This window comes from Symbiopectobacterium sp. RP (genome assembly GCF_050472005.1).
Taxonomy (GTDB): Bacteria; Pseudomonadota; Gammaproteobacteria; order Enterobacterales; family Enterobacteriaceae; genus Symbiopectobacterium.
This window is the reverse complement of record NZ_JBGOGS010000001.1, coordinates 699,892-715,596: the sequence shown is the minus strand read 5'-3', so window position 1 is coordinate 715,596 and position 15,705 is coordinate 699,892. Positions and strand designations below refer to the sequence as shown.

Sequence of the window (15,705 nt, the reverse complement as noted above, 5' to 3'; positions counted from 1 at the left end):
TTAAGATCTGGCGAATATGTAGGCAAATACTCCACCATATACCCTGCATCGATGATGACTTGTTGAATATTATGTTTTTTGTGAAAAGTTGCATTGTCCATCACGATTACCCTGTTTTTAGGGAGTACTGGGATAAGGACTTGTGTGACCCAGGAATAGAAAACATCGCTGTTAATATTGGTATCAAATAATCCGATAGCAAACAGCGTTGTGCCTAATAACGCGCCGATAACATTTGTTCTTTCCTTGGCTCCCCCGTTCTTCAACCCAAAACACCGTTGACCTTTTGGGGAATAGCCGTGAGTCCGTGGGGTATCGTGTGGAAAACCACTTTCATCAATAAAAACAATAGGGTTACCTTCTTTTTCATACTGTTGTATTTTTTGTTGGAATGCTTGCCGGGCGCTTTCATCGGCTTTCGGATGACATAGAGTTTTTTTTATAGGTCAATCCCAGCTTTTTAAGAGCTTGCCAAATGGCCTTCTGACAAACGCCAAAACGCTCTGCACGTTCTTTTTGGTAAGCATCTGGATATGGTTCAACATCTTTTATCAACTCGGATTTATCGATCTTTCGCTGAGGCGTGGTCGATGCTTTTGACGCTATTTGATTAATCCAACGCGATACAGAGGCAGGGCCAATCCGAAATTGCTTCGCTGTTTCTCGGATACTCAACCCTTCTTTTTCCCGTGTAGATATCACTTTACGTCTAAAATCAATTGAATAGCTCATTTAAATAATGCAATCAAAATTAAGTCGTTTAGCTATAACCTGCTTTTGATGTTGGATTGAACATATCAAAATCAGGCAATTACACAATCTCGTGTACAGGCTCGACACAGCCTAGCTTAAAAGCCTGATCGCGGGTAAATACATGATTATTTTCCCGCTGTATTTTACTTTCTACCGCAAATATCCCTTCCGAAAATTGTCCGGTGCCCCCCGGTTTGCGGAAGTTTCTCCAGATTAATAACTTTCAGACCCTGTTCGGTTAATGCATAGGCTGCCGCAGACCCTGATGCTCCGGCACCGACCACCACCACATCCGTGTCCATGACTTGTTCCGCATTCGCGGTCATTCCAAAACAGGCTTTGTTGAATAAATAGAACTTTTGGGTAATCATCGGAGCAGATCAACACAGTTGTTTCAAAATCAGGTCTCCATGGCAAAACAAAATTTTAAAATCACCAACTGGCCCTCTTATAACAAGGCCCTCAAGCAGTTCTGTTCTCTAACCGTATGGCTAGATGAATCAGCCATTGCTGCATGGACGGAAAAAAACACTACTGAACGGTGTGGACGACCGCTCCACTACTCAGATATGGCCATCACCACAGTCCTGATGATGAAACGCGTGTTTGGCCTTTCATTGAGGGCTTTACAGGGCTTTGGTGACTCGATTTTTAAACTGATTAAATTGTCGCTCCATTGTCCAGACTATTCGCTGCTCAGCAAGCGAGCAAAGACAGTGAACATCAGCATAAAAACGCCAACCCGTGGTGAAATCTCACATCTGGTCATTGATGGAACCGGCCTGAAGGTCTTTGGCGAAGGCGAATGGAAAGTCCGGCAGCATGGTGCCGACAGACGCAGGGTATGGCGTAAGCTGCACCTGGCAGTAGACAGTGTGACGCATGAGATTATCTGTGTGGATTTGTCGCTCAGTGGTACGACCGATGCCCAAGCTCTAGCGGCGCTGATAAACCAGACCCACCGGAAAATCAGAGAGGCATCGGCTGACGGCGCTTAGGATACAGCTTACTGCTATGATGCTCTGCTGAGGAAGAAAATAAGGCCGCTTATCCCGCCACGAAGGGGGGCGCAATATTGGCAAGATCGCTACCACGAGCGTAACCACGCTGTTGCAAATCAGCGCATTAGCGGTAGTAACGATATCTGGAAAAAGAAAGTGGGCTATCACCGGCGCTCAGTGGCTGAAACGGCCATGTTCCGGTTCAAAAGGCTTCTGGGTGGTCATCTAAGTCTGAGAGACTACGATGGTCAGGTGGGTGAAGCCATGGCCATGGTCAAAGCGATTAACCTGATCACGCTATTAGGAATGCCGAACAGTATTCGCATCACGTAACAATCGACCCGTATGGGGCGCAGTCGTTACAAGTTCTGATTTATTCAACAAAGCCTCCAAAACACGAAAGAATAGCGGCAGTTAGAATTTATTTTACTCTCATTTCGCTCCCCTTGATGTTATACTCGCCATACTTCAAGTTGCAGGTGCGTTGGCTACACTCACTCACCCGAATCACTTACTTGAGTAAGCTCATCGGGATTCCCTCATTTGCCGCGTTACGAGACTCATAAATGAGTCTCGCCCTAAAGGCATAGGTATCTACACATCTTTTGCAATATCTGCTATTACGTTGCTGCATGATCTCAACTTATCCATCGGCGGGATTGATGCCCGCCTTAACCGGCGTTATCAGCGTCTGGTTAAGCAACACATGACTCCCGCAGCACCATTGGCGTCAGCCGTTAAAGACCTTGCCTGCGCGCAGAAAACAACATTCGCCACTACTCAGGCCGTTTGGCGTTTTTTTAATAATGAACGTATTAGCTTCAGTCAGCTCAATGAACCGATTAATTAGTTGTGGTTCGCCTTACCGATACTCACGGTAAATTTATCGGACGCTGGATGCTGCTCACAAACGTTAGCAACGAGATCACCAGCGCGGAAGTCGCTCGCTGGTATTACTGGCGCTGGGGTATTGAATCCTTTTTTAAGCTGCTGAAAGGTGCCGGTCATGATGTAGAAAAATGGCTTCAGCGCAGTGCTGGTGCCCTGCTACGCAGGTTATTGATAGCTAGCATGGCATGTGTGCTGGTATGGCGGCTGCAACGCGCTGAAGGAGACGACAATGCGGCAGCCCGTCAGTTAATTTGCCGATTATCCGGACGACAACAAAAACGAGGGCGTAAAGAAAGCGCCCCAGCGCTGCTTGCCGGACTATCCATCCTGCTAAATACCTTGACGTTATTAGCAGACTATACCCCGGAAGAACTTGCCCACTTAGCTATGGTGGTTTTTAACCCTTTATGATGTGTAGATACCTATGCCCTAAAGGGCCAGCGCAAGCGCTGTTCAAAACGCTAACGTTTTGTCCTACAACTCGAATTATTTAGGGCATATATTTTTATTATGTTGAAACCAATGTGGTTTACACACTGGTTAACGGGTTATATATCAAGAGGAATTGTCATTTACGTATACCGTGATACATTATTGCGAATATTTTAAATACTGTTAATAACCTCTCATTTTGGTTGATAATATTTATTCACCCTACAACCACAAATAAACAACAATGCGTAATATAACGCTAACAAAGAAAAGGCATTGTATATTCTCGTATCGACACGTTTATTCTCAGGGTGAATACCTCTTACTAACAGAATGGTGCGACAAGGGTGTGCCAGCACGTGCCTTTTGACAATCGCGCCCAAATCCAGCTTTAATCAGAGAAGCTCCCGTTGTCAGTGCCTCCAATCTTGCTCTGACAACGCTCTCTTTTGAAAACGGAACACTTCAATAGCGGAACTATGACTATACGACTCGTTGCCCCAGCGTTACTCCTGCTTTTACTGACGTCTGGACCGGAGGTTCACGCGCAGCCCCTTGTGCCGTCAAAAGACGCCACGGTGGCACTGTACCTGCTGCCCGACGCGCCAACATTCGACCAGACTATCCCACAGTTTCGCACGCGCTATAACCTCAGCAACCCCTCATTAACGATGGGTGAATTCCGCGCGGTGGATACTGGAGAGCCCGGCGCACCGCTGACGCGTGCTGCGAGCAGAATCAATGCCCAACTCTACGCCTCAACCGCGCTGGAGCGAGGCACCGGCAAAATAAAAACCATGCAACTGACCTATCACCCTCAGGCGGGTGATCCTGAAACATGCGCTCGCCGTGCGCAGGCTATACAGTATATGGCCGCGCTGCTGCGTCACTTCATTCCCTCGCTCTCCGAGGAACAAAGCAACAAGAAGATTACGGAATTGCTGGATATCGGCAAACGTCAGGGCTTTTACCAACAAACGGAAGGCGCATTGCGATATGTAGTGGCAGATAATGGGGAAAAAGGGATAACATTCGCTGTTGAACCGATTAAGCTAACGCTATCTGAACCGTGATCGCGCTGGCATTGAGTGATGAAAATCCGAGCTTCTCGCGGGTTTGGTCTCTATACTGTCTGAAAAATAAAATTACTTGCTATCCCTATTCGGAGGAAAAAAGATGCGTCATCCATTAGTAATGGGTAACTGGAAGCTGAACGGCAGCACGCACATGGTTATCGAGCTGATCGCCGGTTTGCGTAAAGAACTCAGCACAGTGACTGGCTGCGACGTCGCCATCGCGCCGCCCGAGCTGTATCTGGATCAGGCAAATCATCAATTGGCCGGTGGGAGCATTGCGCTCGGCGCACAGAACGTCGATGTTAACCTGTCCGGTGCCTACACGGGCGAAACCTCTGCCACCATGCTGAAAGACATCGGTGCGAAATACATCATCATCGGCCACTCCGAACGCCGCACCTACCACAAAGAAAACGACGCATTCATTGCGAAAAAATTTGGCGTGCTGAAAGAAGCTGGACTGATCCCCGTGTTGTGCATTGGTGAAACCGAATCAGAAAACGAAGCAGGTGAAACCGAAGCGGTTGTCGCACGTCAGTTGGATGCGGTATTGAGCACATTGGGTGCCACAGCCTTCAACGATGCGGTTATCGCCTACGAACCCGTATGGGCCATTGGCGCTGGCAAATCAGCAACCCCGGCTCAGGCACAAGCGGTACATAAGTTTATCCGTAACCATATCGCCAAGCAGGACAAAGCGGTCGCCGATCAGGTCATCATTCAGTATGGTGGCTCGGTCAACACAGCCAACGCCGCAGAACTCTTCACGCAGCCGGACATCGACGGCGCACTGGTAGGTGGCGCGTCGCTGAAAGCCGATGCCTTTGCCGTGATCGTGAAAGCTGCCGCTGAAGCCAAGCGCGCGTAAGGCGGTAATACTGCAACAGCGCGTCTGTTTTACGGATGCGCTGTTTACTCTCTTGTTCCCGCCCCTCGCTGTACTCCTTTTCTGAAACTCTTGTACCGCCTCGCACCAAGCACTTAATCATTCGCAGTGACTTTTTCAGGTTACTATGCTGTGTCCCTTAATTGCTTGAGCTATAGTATCCATCTGTTTCTACGACACTTTTGATTATGGCTCGCTACGATCTTTCTGATGAAGCATGGGCAATCATTGAGCCCTTGTTGCCAACCGTTTTGACATCTCCGCGGGCCGGCCGTGGGCAGAATATCGAAAAATCTTCAACGGCATGTTCTGGATACTGTGTTCAGGCGCACCATGGCGTGATTTACCTGAACGTTACGGCCCATGGAAAACCGTTTATAACCGTTTCAATAGATGGTCAAAGTCTGGAATCATTAACATTATTTTCAATAAATTAATTTCATTTCTTGATGCTCATGGACTCAGTGGCTGAAACGGCCATGTTCCGGTTCAAAAGGCTTCTGGGTGGTCATCTAAGTCTGAGAGACTACGATGGTCAGGTGGGTGAAGCCATGGCCATGGTCAAAGCGCTTAACCTGATCACGCTATTAGGAATGCCGAACAGTATTCGCATCACGTAACAATCGACCCGTATGGGGCGCAGTCGTTACAAGTTCTGATTTATTCAACAAAGCCACTTTTAATCTGCGCATATAACCACATATCCGCACGCAGTCTCAGATCATCGCGCGCCCAAGGTGAAATCTGCGCCCAGAGGGTTTGTCCCCCCACCGACAGCTTCACTTCGACCTGTTCATCGACGTCGATGCATTCCAACACCTTAGCGGGCAACACGTTACGAATACTGCTTGCCGTTGGCGGTTGCAACACCAAAGAGACATCGACCGCGTTGACACGAATACGCAGCGGCGTTTTCAACGGCATGGCAACCCGATTCACCCACAGTCGTTGTTCGCCCAGCGACAGCGCCGTCATGGCATAACGCTCATGCTGCTCCATCACTTTCACGTTGAGAATGCTGCTTTGCTCATCGCTCGGTAGCCAGGGGCGCATCGCGCTGCTCGCCCACACCTCTTCCAGCCGACCTTCCGCTTTAACTTTACCTTTATCCAGTACCACCACCCGATCGGCGAGCCGCACAATCTCTTCCATGCTGTGGCTGACATACAGGATAGGAATGTTGACCTCTTTCGCCAACGTCTCCAGATACGGTAATAGCTCACGTTTGCGCGGCAAATCAAGCGACGCCAGCGGCTCATCCATTAGCAGCAGTTCCGGTGCGGTTAGCAAAGCGCGGCCAATCGCTACACGCTGCTTTTCGCCACCGGAGAGGGTCAGCGGTAAGCGGTTTAACAGTGCCTCAATGCCCAGCAATGCCACAATGGCATCAAACTGCGATTTCATGGATGACGCCATGCCATAACGCAGATTGCCTTGCACCCGATAATGTGGAAACAGCCGTGCATCTTGGAAGACGTAACCCACATGGCGCTTTTCGGGCGGCAGGCAGATACGTTTCTCGGCATCCATTAACACGCGATCGTTGAGTACAATGCGGCCAGACTGAGGGCGCGTCAGACCACCCACCGCATTGATCAGCGACGTTTTTCCGGCGCCAGATACGCCAAACACCGCAGAAATGCCTGATGCGGGCAATTGGGTATCCACACGCAAATCAAGATCGCCGAGGCGTTGATGAAAATTAAGCTCCAGCATTACACCCCCAACCGTTATAGCCAACCGACTTAAAAATGATTACAGCCAATGCCCTGATATATGGCAAAAAAATACAGCTAATTGTTATCAAAATAATGTCGCTTAGCTATAGCGACCCCAGCGGGTTAACCACTCAGAGAGCAGCAACGACGCCATTGAGAGCAGAATGGCAATCACACACAGGCGCGCCGCGTCAGCTTCTGCACCGGGTGTTTGAATCAATGTGTACATCGCCGACGGGATGGTACGCGTTTCCCCCGGAATATTGGACACAAACGTAATGGTTGCACCAAACTCACCCAGCGAGCGAGCAAACGCCAATACGGTGCCTGCCACAATGCCGGGAAATGAAAGAGGCAACGTGATGGTGAAGAAGACACGCCAAGGGTTAGCACCCAGCGTTCTGGCGGCCAGTTCCAACCGCGTATCCACCGCCTCCAGCGCCAGACGAATTGCGCGCACCATCAGAGGAAATGCGATCACAGCGGAAGCGAGTGCGGCACCACGCCAGCTGAAACTGAAGCTGAGGCCGAACCATTCATAAAGCCATTGGCCGATAATGCCTTTTCTGCCCATCCCAATCAGCAACAAATAGCCAATCACCACCGGTGGCAACACCAGCGGCAAATGGATAATGCTGTCTAACAGCGACTTTCCAGGAAAACGGCAGCGTACCAACACCCATGCCTCCAGGATCCCTAGCGGCAGGCTGAATATTACAGCGGTGATGGAAACTTTAAGACTAAGTTCAATGGCTTGCCATTCGTAATCAGTGAGCATCATCCGCGCGGCGTGAAACCATAGCGTTTGAACACATCCGCAGCGGCAGGCGTTTTCAGGTATTCGTAAAAACCGGTCACCGTCGCGTTGTTATGATCTTTGATGATAGCCATCGGATATTCGACCGGCTTGTGGCTCTCTTTCGGGAAAATGCTGACCACTTTCACCTTGTTGCTGGCGACTGCATCGGAACCGTACACAATCCCCAGAGGCGCTTCTTCACGTTCTACCAGCGCCATGGCGGAACGCACGTCGTTAGCGCGTGCCATCACCGGAGAGAGTTCGTCCCAGGCTTTCAGATTTTGCAGCGCTTCTTTGGCATAGATCCCGGCAGGCACATGGTCCGGATCGCCAACCGCCAGATGGCCCCCTTTCAACAGACCCTTCCAGTCGGTTTTATCCGTGATGGCAAAATGCTTCACATCGTTGGATTTCGGTGCAATCACCACCAGCGCGTTACTCAGCAAGGTGTAGCGTGTCGCGGTATCCGTCAGTTTTTTATCCTGAGCGTAATCCATCCACTGCTGGTCGGCAGAAATAAACAGATCCGCAGGCGCACCTTGCTCAATCTGGCGAGCCAGCGTTGAAGAGGAGGCAAAAGAGGAAACAATATCGACGTTTTTCTCTTTCTTATATTGTGCGGCAATTTCCTGCAACGCATTGGTCAGCGAAGCGGCGGCAAACACGGTGATTTTCTGTTCTGCCGCGAAGGCTGGCATCGCCAAGGTTGCGCTCAGGGTTAGTGCGACACCCCATTTCATCCATTGCTGTTTCATCGGTCTCTCCCAAGAGTAATTGCATCAGGACGTTATCGTTGTATTGGAAATAATATAACGATAAATCCAGCAATGTCATGCGCTTTTGCTCGCATAATCCGAAGAGAGTACATACAAAAAAATAATGCCCGGTCAAATCGACCGGGCATCAGAAAAGAGAAAACCTAGTGGGGTTACTTTCTTACAACGCGTTCATCGGCATGGCCAATACGGGAAAAGACATTAAATACTTCGCCTAAACCGTAGATAGCACCGAGGATGATCGCCATCATCACAGGCAGCATGGCAACTGCAAACAGCAGGCTTTTGAGCAAATCCAACATGCTTACCTCACTTATCGCTAACGGTCCGTTTCTCAATACACGCGACATTCATCGCGAATCTCAACGTACCGCAACGAAAAATCATTACGGGTGATGGTGAATAGTGTACCGTAACTGTAAGAATTAATGCGACCATTTGTGCGGTTTGCCCGCACCGCCCAAACGCGCGACAATAGCGCTGTACCGAACGTCACGCACGCTCGGTTTTGTCTTTTTTAATCTCCCTGGACCGTGACCATGCAAGCTGAAATCCTTCTGACACTCAAATTACAACAACGTCTTTTTGCCAACCCACGACGCATTGAACTGATCAAACAGATTCGTCACACTGGTTCCATCAGCCAAGGTGCCAAACTCGCAGGTATCAGCTACAAAAGCGCTTGGGATGCCATCAACGAAATGAATCAACTGGCAGAGCAGACCATTGTAGAGCGCATGACTGGCGGTAAAGGTGGCGGTGGGGCCACGCTGACGCGTTATGGTGAACGATTGATTCAGCTCTATGATTTGCTAGCACAAATACAGCAAAAGGCGTTTGACGTTCTGCAAGATGATAATTTGCCGCTGGACAGCCTGCTGGCCGCCATCGCGCGTTTTTCACTGCAAACCAGCGCCCGCAACCAATTCTTTGGCACGGTGCAAGCCCGCAGTCGGGACGCGGTTCAGCAGCATCTGAGCGTACTGCTGGCCGATGGAAAGACGGCGGTGAATGTATTACTGACCCAACAGAGCGCCGGGCGATTGGGGCTCAATGAAGGTAAAGAAGTGCTGGTGTTGATTAAAGCGCCCTGGATTGCGGTATACGATGCCGTAGCAACCCGGACGCAATCCGATAATGAGCTGACTGGCACAGTGTCATCGCTGGAAGTGGGACAGGATAGCAGCGAAGTGCTGATCGCACTGGCAAGCGGCGAGACACTCTGCGCCACGGTGCCAAACGAGCAGGTTACACAGCAAAAACTGCGCGTGGGAATGGCGGTGACAGCCTGCTTTAATGCCGATCGTGCGATTGTCGCGACCTTGTGCTGATCGCTGAACTCCCGTGACAGGAATCGCCATAGGAACGGCTTGACAATGACGGCAATGCCCTTTATTTCTGAGAGTATTACTTGCTGAAAAAGAGATAAAGAATGTCGTCGTTGCAAATTTTGCAAGGTGTTTTTCGCATATAGCCAAGCGACTTAATTTTGATTACATTATTTAAATGAGCTATTCAATTGATTTTAGACGTAAAGTGATATCTACACGGGAAGAAGAAGGGTTGAGTATCCGAGAAACAGCGAAGCAATTTCGGATTGGCCCTGCCTCTGTATCGCGTTGGATTAATCAAATAGCGTCAAAAGCATCAACCACGCGTCAGCGAAAGATCGGTAAATCTGAGTTGATAAAAGATGTTGAACCATATCCAGATGCTTACCAAAAAGAACGTGCAGAGCGTTTTGGCGTTTGTCAGAAGGCCATTTGGCAAGCTCTTAAAAAGCTGGGATTGACCTATAAAAAAACTCTACGTCATCCGAAAGCCGACGAAAGCGCCTGGCAAGCATTTCAACAAAAAATACAACAGTATGAAAAAGAAGGTAAACCTATTGTTTTTATTGATGAAAGTGGTTTTTCACACGATACCCCACGGACTCACGGCTATTCCCCAAAAGGTCAACGGTGTTTTGGCCTGAAGAACTGGGGAGCCAAGGAAAGAACAAATGTTATCGGCGCGTTATTAGGCACGACGCTGTTTGCTATCGGATTATTTGATATCAATATTAACAGCGATGTTTTCTATTCCTGGGTCACACAAGTTCTTATCCCAGTACTCCCTAAAAACAGTGTAATCGTGATGGACAATGCAACTTTTCACAAAAAACAGGCTTTGTTGAATAATAGGTAATCATGCTGTTTTTCCATGCCAGTTTTGGTTGAAAATGCTTGTACATCTCAGGTGTACACTTTTCTCATGAGGCCTAACTGCATGATTTTACGTTGCGAGGATCCGTCGTTTCGCTGGGCTGCCAGCATAAAATCTATTTATTCAACAAAGCCCAAAAAACATAATATTCAACAAGTCATCATCGATGCAGGGTATATGGGGCTTTGTTGAATAAATAGAACTTTTGGGTAATCATCGGAGCAGATCAACACAGTTGTTTCAAAATCAGGTCTCCATGGCAAAACAAAATTTTAAAATCACAAACTGGCCCTCTTATAACAAGCCCCTCAAGCAGCGCGCTTCTCTAACCGTATGGCTAGATGAATCAGCCATTGCTGCATGGACGGAAAAAAACACTACTGAACGGCGTGGACGACCGCTCCACTACTCAGATATGACCATCACCACAGTCCTGATGATGAAACGCGTGTTTGGCCTTTCATTGAGGGCTTTACAGGGCTTTGGTGACTCGATTTTTAAACTGATTAAATTGTCGCTCCATTGTCCAGACTATTCGCTGCTCAGCAAGCGAGCAAAGACAGTGAACATCAGCATAAAAACGCCAACCCGTGGTGAAATCTCACATCTGCTCATTGATGGAACCGGCCTGAAGGTCTTTGGCGAAGGCGAATGGAAAGTCCGGCAGCATGGTGCCGACAGACGCAGGGTATGGCGTAAGCTGCACCTGGCAGTAGACAGTGTGACGCATGAGATTATCTGTGCGGATTTGTCGCTCAGTGGTACGACTGATGCCCAAGCTCTACCGGCGCTGATAAACCAGACCCACCGGAAAATCAGAGAGGCATCGGCTGACGGCGCTTAGGATACAGTTTACTGCTATGATGCTCTGCTGAGGAAGAAAATAAGGCCGCTTATCCCGCCACGAAGGGGGGCGCAATATTGGCAAGATCGCTACCACGAGCGTAACCCCGCTGTTGCAAATCAGCGCATTAGCGGTAGTAACGATATCTGGAAAAAGAAAGTGGGCTATCACCGGCGCTCAGTGGCTGAAACGGCCATGTTCCGGTTCAAAAGGCTTCTGGGTGGTCATCTAAGTCTGAGAGACTACGATGGTCAGGTGGGTGAAGCCATGGCCATGGTCAAAGCGCTTAACCTGATCACGCTATTAGGAATGCCGAACAGTATTCGCATCACGTAACAATCGACCCGTATGGGGCACAGTCGTTACAAGTTCTGATTTATTCAGGCTTTGTTGAATAATAGTGAGTCATGCTATTTTTCCAGCCAGTTTTGGTATAAAATGCTTGCCACCTCAGGTTTACAGTTTTCTTATGAGGCCTAACTGCATGATTTTGCGTTGCGAGGATCTGTCGTTTCACCGGGGGTGCAGCATAAAATATGTTTATTCAACAAAGCCATTTATTCAACAAAGCCCTCAATTGGGTTAAGATCTGGCGAATATGTAGGCAAATACTCCACCATATACCCTGCCTCGATGATGACTTGTTGAATATTATGTTTTTTGTGAAAAGTTGCATTGTCCATGAGTTATTAGCAAATCTGGTGTATGGCGATCAGGCTACGTTCTGCTCTGATGCTTCGTGAATCTGTTCTCCATCCTTATAGCTAAACGACTTAAAAATGATTAAAGCCAATGCCCTGATATGTGGCAAAAAAATACAGCTAATTGTTATCAAAATAATGTCGCTTTTCTATAATAGCAGCGATCGAGCTAGGTAACCTCACGGCTAGGGATATCCCACCCTTTGTCGGCCAGCGTGAAATCGGTTTCAAATTGGGACCAACAATCGGGCATCATGGTGGATACATGGAGTTCTGACGCAGGTTCGTCGCTGTGATTCAGCAAACGCATCATGGCCTTGTTGGACATCACAAGGCGACCCGCGCGATCGATCATGCAGAGTGCAACGGGCGTGGTGTCATAGATGGTTTCCAGCTGCAAAACCCGTTCACCGAGCGTTGATATATTGCGATCAACGCCGCGATAACCGCGTAACTCACCGTCGGGACCAAACAAAGGAATGCCGTTGGTTTCCAGAACCACAATTAGTTCATCAGCCCGTTGATTGCGATTCACCAAGCCTGAGAAAGGTCTTTTGGCCGCAACAATTTAACCGAACGTTTGCCCAACCCGTTCTGCTTCACCCAACGGCATAAAATCAAACGGTGTTTTGCCTATCACTTCTTGCGGGGTAAATCCCAGTAGTTCGGTGACCACCTCAGAGGCCCAAGTATAGCAAACCGACTTAAAAATGATTACAGCCAATGCCCTGATATGTGGAAAAAAATACAGCTAATTGTTATCAAAATAATGTCGCTTGGCTATATAACGACCCTGAGCGTCGACTTCCCATACCCAATCAGAGTTGTGATGGAGCAATTCAAACAGATGGTTTACATCGACCTCGTCGAAGCCCAATGGTTTTTCTTCATCATTTTTCATTATTATTGGTACGTCCAAAATGTATGCAGGCAATTGGCGCAATAGAATAAGAATACACGTTACGCTGAGGAGAAAGTATAGCTAAACGACTTAATTTTGATTGCATTATTTAAATGAGCTATTCAATTGATTTTAGACGTAAAGTGATATCTACACGGGAAGAAGAAGGGTTGAGTATCCGAGAAACAGCGAAGCAATTTCGGATTGGCCCTGCCTCTGTATCGCGTTGGATTAATCAAATAGCGTCAAAAGCATCGACCACGCGTCAGCGAAAGAGCGATAAATCCGAGTTGATAAAAGATGTTGAACCATATCCAGATGCTTACCAAAAAGAACGTGCAGAGCGTTTTGGCGTTTGTCAGAAGGCCATTTGGCAAGCTCTTAAAAAGCTGGGATTGACCTATAAAAAAAACTCTACGTCATCCAAAAGCCGACGAAAGCGCCCGGCAAGCATTTCAACAAAAAATACAACAGTATGAAAAAGAAGGCAAACCTATTGTTTTTATTGATGAAAGTGGTTTTCCACACGATACCCCACGGACTCACGGCTATTCCCCAAAAGGTCAACGGTGTTTTGGCCTGAAGAACGGGGGAGCCAAGGGAAGAACAAATGTTATCGGCGCTTTATTAGGACAACGCTGTTTGCTATCGGATTATTTGATACCAATATTAACAGCGATGTTTTCTATTCCTGGGTCACACAAGTCCTTATCCCAGTACTCCCTAAAAACAGGGTAATCGTGATGGACAATGCAACTTTTCACAAAAAACATAATATTCAACAAGTCATCATCGAGGCAGGGTATATGGTGGAGTATTTGCCTACATATTCGCCAGATCTTAACCCCATTGAGCATAAATGGGCACAAGCAAAAAGCAAAAAAAGAGAGAGTGGTTGCGATACAGAGATTTTGTTCTCAGTCCATATGGTGTAATCAAAATTAAGTCGCTTTGCTATATCTGGTATTGATGAAATGGATTTAGAAATATTACAGAGATAACCTTGCCTCTAGGTCAATAGACTGTTTTGAGGGCGTGCGTGTTCGCTCATCGGCAATATTGATAATGATCCCCTTGCTGCGTTATGTTAAACGTCATGCGACGCTCCTCACTATCGGAGCAGGATACATCATTGTTAACAGGACAGGAGTGGTATGGACAGTCTCTTTGTATATGGTACGCTGATGCTAGGGTGTGAAAATGCGCATCTATTGGAATCGATTGGCGGTTCTTGGGTGTAGGGTTCCGTATCCGGTTCGCTGCTTGATGCAGGGTGGGGGGCCGGTATGGGGTATCCGGGGATCGTTCTCGATAGCACCGGAAACCGCGTTGAGGGATATCTGTTCTACTCTGCGCGCCTAGCAGAGCATTGGGATGCGCTTGATGAATTTGAAGGTGAGGAGTATGCCAGGGTGCCGGTAGACGTCACGACAAAAGAGGGAGAGATCGTCACCTCTTTCATGGCTTTGTTGAATAATAGTGAGTCATGCTGTTTTTCCAGCCAGTTTTGGTAGAAAATGCTTGTCACCTCAGGTTTACAGTTTTCTTATGAGGCCTAACTGCATGATTTTGCGTTGCGAGGATCTGTCGTTTCACCGGGGGTGCAGCATAAAATATGTTTATTCAACAAAGCCCTCTTTCATCTACATGGTGGTACCCGAAGTTCGCTAATACAGCGGCGTGAGTACTGACTTTCCACGTATGATGGTGGGCCTGCTATAAAAAAAGCGCTTTTTACGTACACCGCGTCCACTGCCATTATTTTTAATCCTATCAATGTTGATTCGGATTATGTTCATTTAACTTTAATTATCTTTATGAAATAAAATATAAAAAAAGCTATTCCCTCTTATAATTTGATGGCGGTGCCGGAAGCAGGAAGGCCAGCCATTATTATCTCATCAGGAATGCCATTGGCGAGACTTTATACTGCATAGAACGTTTGGATGCAAAAGAGCTAATCAATGGAAGATATGGGGCAATACCGTCAGCTTAATGTTGGCGAGGAATATCAGTTCTCTCAGTATGCTTTATTACTGGCACAGAACAACGGGAAAGAATGTTACCTTCGCTTTCGCGACAAAGCAAATACGGCGGAATGCACAATCCCTGCTAAACAGCGACGTTTGCTTGCTATCGCACCGGCCACAGTTACCGTTGAGCGCGGTGAAGTAGATTGTTTATTTCTTGATTTTACGTTGCTGGCAAAACTGCAAGTGTTTATCGATAAATCAATGAATAAAGAAAGTATTCACTGTCCACGATCGCTGCTGGCAAGCATGCCAACGACACTTGGCAACGAGCCTGAGCAAAAGGAGCTGGAATATTGGCTGCTGCATCAGACGTTGTTGGGAACGGAAGGCATGGCGTGTTTTTCCAATGTATTGAGACAATCTGAATGGTATGCCCTAGTTGAGTTTCTTTTTGATTCTTATCGAAGTAATTCCACCCAGCGTTTGCAGACGCTCTGTGCTCGTTATGGGCTCTCGGTTTCTCATTTTCGACGTTTATCGCGGCGCGCATTGGGCAATACGGCAAAATCTGCGCTACGTGATTGGCGTCTGGGGCAAGCACTGTTTGAATTGATTAATGGCGATAATAATTTAACGACTATCGCAATGAATCATGGATATGCATCACTTTCTCATTTCTCCAATGAGGTGAAAGAAGTGATTGGTGTTTCTCCAAGGAATTTGAAGAAATTATTGCAAGCGAGTTAACG

Annotated in this window: 21 protein-coding genes and 6 pseudogenes; 16 read left to right on the top strand and 11 right to left on the bottom strand. The window is 47.6% G+C overall.

The window, feature by feature from the left end; all coding sequences use genetic code 11:
- Positions 1-17: 17 nt before the first annotated feature.
- The 3 genes and pseudogenes from ACD630_RS04635 to ACD630_RS04625 all read right to left on the bottom strand — a co-directional run.
- A pseudogene (locus ACD630_RS04635) lies at positions 18-443 on the bottom strand (IS630 family transposase); the annotation flags it as partial.
- Positions 409-732 (bottom strand): IS630 transposase-related protein, encoded by a 324-nt coding sequence (locus tag ACD630_RS04630; protein ID WP_430358268.1) that lies wholly within the window; start codon positions 730-732, stop codon positions 409-411. The gene ACD630_RS04630 and the pseudogene ACD630_RS04635, both read right to left, overlap by 35 nt.
- A 164-nt stretch (positions 733-896) precedes the next feature.
- Positions 897-1,124 (bottom strand): FAD-dependent oxidoreductase, encoded by a 228-nt coding sequence (locus ACD630_RS04625; protein WP_430358267.1) that lies wholly within the window; start codon positions 1,122-1,124, stop codon positions 897-899.
- A gap of 39 nt (positions 1,125-1,163) precedes the next feature.
- Between ACD630_RS04625 and ACD630_RS04620 the strand changes: the two are divergent.
- The 7 genes and pseudogenes from ACD630_RS04620 to ACD630_RS04590 form a co-directional block, all read left to right on the top strand.
- Positions 1,164-2,087 (top strand): annotated as a pseudogene (locus ACD630_RS04620) (IS5 family transposase).
- A gap of 292 nt (positions 2,088-2,379) precedes the next feature.
- A complete protein-coding gene (locus tag ACD630_RS04615; RefSeq protein WP_430358266.1) occupies positions 2,380-2,604 on the top strand; it encodes a hypothetical protein in 225 nt (74 codons plus the stop codon).
- Between the two features lie 2 nt (positions 2,605-2,606).
- The gene (locus tag ACD630_RS04610) at positions 2,607-3,056 is read left to right on the top strand and encodes a hypothetical protein (RefSeq protein ID WP_430358265.1); all 450 of its coding nucleotides are present in this window, start codon (positions 2,607-2,609) and stop codon (positions 3,054-3,056) included.
- A 500-nt stretch (positions 3,057-3,556) separates the two neighbouring features.
- Positions 3,557-4,150, top strand: coding sequence for a DUF1454 family protein (locus ACD630_RS04605; protein ID WP_430358264.1), 594 nt, complete (start codon positions 3,557-3,559; stop codon positions 4,148-4,150).
- 103 nt (positions 4,151-4,253) lie between these two features.
- Positions 4,254-5,021, top strand: a complete 768-nt coding sequence (gene tpiA, locus ACD630_RS04600) for a triose-phosphate isomerase (protein ID WP_430358263.1) — start codon at positions 4,254-4,256, stop codon at positions 5,019-5,021.
- A gap of 206 nt (positions 5,022-5,227) precedes the next feature.
- Positions 5,228-5,499: pseudogene (locus ACD630_RS04595) on the top strand (transposase); the annotation flags it as partial.
- Position 5,500: 1 nt separating this feature from the next.
- A pseudogene (locus ACD630_RS04590) lies at positions 5,501-5,659 on the top strand (IS5/IS1182 family transposase); the annotation flags it as partial.
- A 40-nt stretch (positions 5,660-5,699) separates the two neighbouring features.
- Here ACD630_RS04590 and modC read toward each other — a convergent pair.
- The 4 genes from modC to ACD630_RS04570 form a co-directional block, all read right to left on the bottom strand.
- The gene (modC, locus tag ACD630_RS04585; protein ID WP_430358262.1) at positions 5,700-6,755 is read right to left on the bottom strand and encodes a molybdenum ABC transporter ATP-binding protein ModC; all 1,056 of its coding nucleotides are present in this window, start codon (positions 6,753-6,755) and stop codon (positions 5,700-5,702) included.
- A 102-nt stretch (positions 6,756-6,857) separates the two neighbouring features.
- The gene (gene modB / locus ACD630_RS04580) at positions 6,858-7,538 is read right to left on the bottom strand and encodes a molybdate ABC transporter permease subunit (RefSeq protein WP_430358261.1); all 681 of its coding nucleotides are present in this window, start codon (positions 7,536-7,538) and stop codon (positions 6,858-6,860) included.
- Positions 7,535-8,311 (bottom strand): molybdate ABC transporter substrate-binding protein, encoded by a 777-nt coding sequence (gene modA / locus ACD630_RS04575; RefSeq protein ID WP_430358260.1) that lies wholly within the window; start codon positions 8,309-8,311, stop codon positions 7,535-7,537. Before modA ends, modB begins: the two co-directional genes overlap by 4 nt.
- A gap of 173 nt (positions 8,312-8,484) precedes the next feature.
- Positions 8,485-8,634, bottom strand: coding sequence for an AcrZ family multidrug efflux pump-associated protein (locus tag ACD630_RS04570; protein ID WP_430358259.1), 150 nt, complete (start codon positions 8,632-8,634; stop codon positions 8,485-8,487).
- Between the two features lie 237 nt (positions 8,635-8,871).
- Between ACD630_RS04570 and modE the strand changes: the two genes are divergently transcribed.
- The 4 genes and pseudogenes from modE (at position 8,872) to ACD630_RS04550 (ending at position 11,717) form a co-directional block, all read left to right on the top strand.
- The gene (modE, locus tag ACD630_RS04565; protein ID WP_430358258.1) at positions 8,872-9,663 is read left to right on the top strand and encodes a molybdenum-dependent transcriptional regulator; all 792 of its coding nucleotides are present in this window, start codon (positions 8,872-8,874) and stop codon (positions 9,661-9,663) included.
- A 175-nt stretch (positions 9,664-9,838) separates the two neighbouring features.
- Positions 9,839-10,519, top strand: coding sequence for an IS630 family transposase (locus ACD630_RS04560; protein WP_430358257.1), 681 nt, complete (start codon positions 9,839-9,841; stop codon positions 10,517-10,519).
- Positions 10,520-10,600: 81 nt separating this feature from the next.
- Positions 10,601-10,729 (top strand): hypothetical protein, encoded by a 129-nt coding sequence (locus ACD630_RS04555; protein ID WP_430358256.1) that lies wholly within the window; start codon positions 10,601-10,603, stop codon positions 10,727-10,729.
- Between the two features lie 64 nt (positions 10,730-10,793).
- A pseudogene (locus ACD630_RS04550) lies at positions 10,794-11,717 on the top strand (IS5 family transposase).
- Positions 11,718-11,938: 221 nt separating this feature from the next.
- Here the strand turns inward: ACD630_RS04550 and ACD630_RS04545 are convergent.
- The 4 genes from ACD630_RS04545 to ACD630_RS04530 form a co-directional block, all read right to left on the bottom strand.
- Positions 11,939-12,064 (bottom strand): transposase, encoded by a 126-nt coding sequence (locus ACD630_RS04545; protein ID WP_430358255.1) that lies wholly within the window; start codon positions 12,062-12,064, stop codon positions 11,939-11,941.
- Positions 12,065-12,251: 187 nt separating this feature from the next.
- Positions 12,252-12,617, bottom strand: coding sequence for a PAS domain-containing protein (locus tag ACD630_RS04540; protein WP_430359892.1), 366 nt, complete (start codon positions 12,615-12,617; stop codon positions 12,252-12,254).
- Positions 12,618-12,650: 33 nt separating this feature from the next.
- Positions 12,651-12,806: a PAS domain-containing protein gene (locus ACD630_RS04535; RefSeq protein ID WP_430358254.1), complete on the bottom strand. Its 156-nt coding sequence runs from the start codon at positions 12,804-12,806 to the stop codon at positions 12,651-12,653.
- A 27-nt stretch (positions 12,807-12,833) separates the two neighbouring features.
- The gene (locus tag ACD630_RS04530; RefSeq protein WP_430358253.1) at positions 12,834-12,983 is read right to left on the bottom strand and encodes a hypothetical protein; all 150 of its coding nucleotides are present in this window, start codon (positions 12,981-12,983) and stop codon (positions 12,834-12,836) included.
- Between the two features lie 113 nt (positions 12,984-13,096).
- Here ACD630_RS04530 and ACD630_RS04525 point away from each other — a divergent pair, with 113 nt between their 5' ends.
- The 5 genes and pseudogenes from ACD630_RS04525 (at position 13,097) to ACD630_RS04505 (ending at position 15,703) form a co-directional block, all read left to right on the top strand.
- Entirely contained in the window at positions 13,097-13,462 is a 366-nt protein-coding gene (locus ACD630_RS04525) for an IS630 transposase-related protein (RefSeq protein ID WP_430358252.1), read from the top strand.
- The gene (locus ACD630_RS04520) at positions 13,386-13,721 is read left to right on the top strand and encodes a transposase (protein WP_430359891.1); all 336 of its coding nucleotides are present in this window, start codon (positions 13,386-13,388) and stop codon (positions 13,719-13,721) included. The genes ACD630_RS04525 and ACD630_RS04520 overlap by 77 nt, the downstream gene beginning before the upstream one ends.
- A pseudogene (locus ACD630_RS04515) lies at positions 13,652-13,810 on the top strand (transposase); the annotation flags it as partial. The gene ACD630_RS04520 and the pseudogene ACD630_RS04515, both read left to right, overlap by 70 nt.
- A 432-nt stretch (positions 13,811-14,242) precedes the next feature.
- Complete coding sequence (locus ACD630_RS04510; protein WP_430359890.1) at positions 14,243-14,497, top strand: gamma-glutamylcyclotransferase family protein; 255 nt, start codon at positions 14,243-14,245, stop codon at positions 14,495-14,497.
- 450 nt (positions 14,498-14,947) lie between these two features.
- The gene (locus ACD630_RS04505; protein WP_430358251.1) at positions 14,948-15,703 is read left to right on the top strand and encodes a helix-turn-helix domain-containing protein; all 756 of its coding nucleotides are present in this window, start codon (positions 14,948-14,950) and stop codon (positions 15,701-15,703) included.
- Positions 15,704-15,705: the final 2 nt, after the last annotated feature.

Excerpts from the sequence above, each read along its gene's own strand:
- ACD630_RS04560 (WP_430358257.1), top strand. The coding sequence starts at position 9,839 with ATGAGCTATTCAATTGATTTTAGACGTAAAGTGATATCTACACGGGAA.
- ACD630_RS04525 (WP_430358252.1), top strand. The coding sequence starts at position 13,097 with ATGAGCTATTCAATTGATTTTAGACGTAAAGTGATATCTACACGGGAA.
- modA (WP_430358260.1), bottom strand. The coding sequence starts at position 8,311 with ATGAAACAGCAATGGATGAAATGGGGTGTCGCACTAACCCTGAGCGCA.
- ACD630_RS04530 (WP_430358253.1), bottom strand. The coding sequence starts at position 12,983 with ATGAAAAATGATGAAGAAAAACCATTGGGCTTCGACGAGGTCGATGTA.
- ACD630_RS04545 (WP_430358255.1), bottom strand. The coding sequence starts at position 12,064 with ATGGACAATGCAACTTTTCACAAAAAACATAATATTCAACAAGTCATC.
- modC (WP_430358262.1), bottom strand. The coding sequence starts at position 6,755 with ATGCTGGAGCTTAATTTTCATCAACGCCTCGGCGATCTTGATTTGCGT.
- ACD630_RS04625 (WP_430358267.1), bottom strand. The coding sequence starts at position 1,124 with ATGATTACCCAAAAGTTCTATTTATTCAACAAAGCCTGTTTTGGAATG.
- tpiA (WP_430358263.1), top strand. The coding sequence starts at position 4,254 with ATGCGTCATCCATTAGTAATGGGTAACTGGAAGCTGAACGGCAGCACG.
- modB (WP_430358261.1), bottom strand. The coding sequence starts at position 7,538 with ATGATGCTCACTGATTACGAATGGCAAGCCATTGAACTTAGTCTTAAA.
- modE (WP_430358258.1), top strand. The coding sequence starts at position 8,872 with ATGCAAGCTGAAATCCTTCTGACACTCAAATTACAACAACGTCTTTTT.
- ACD630_RS04555 (WP_430358256.1), top strand. The coding sequence starts at position 10,601 with ATGATTTTACGTTGCGAGGATCCGTCGTTTCGCTGGGCTGCCAGCATA.
- ACD630_RS04605 (WP_430358264.1), top strand. The coding sequence starts at position 3,557 with ATGACTATACGACTCGTTGCCCCAGCGTTACTCCTGCTTTTACTGACG.
- ACD630_RS04505 (WP_430358251.1), top strand. The coding sequence starts at position 14,948 with ATGGAAGATATGGGGCAATACCGTCAGCTTAATGTTGGCGAGGAATAT.
- ACD630_RS04630 (WP_430358268.1), bottom strand. The coding sequence starts at position 732 with ATGAGCTATTCAATTGATTTTAGACGTAAAGTGATATCTACACGGGAA.
- ACD630_RS04570 (WP_430358259.1), bottom strand. The coding sequence starts at position 8,634 with ATGTTGGATTTGCTCAAAAGCCTGCTGTTTGCAGTTGCCATGCTGCCT.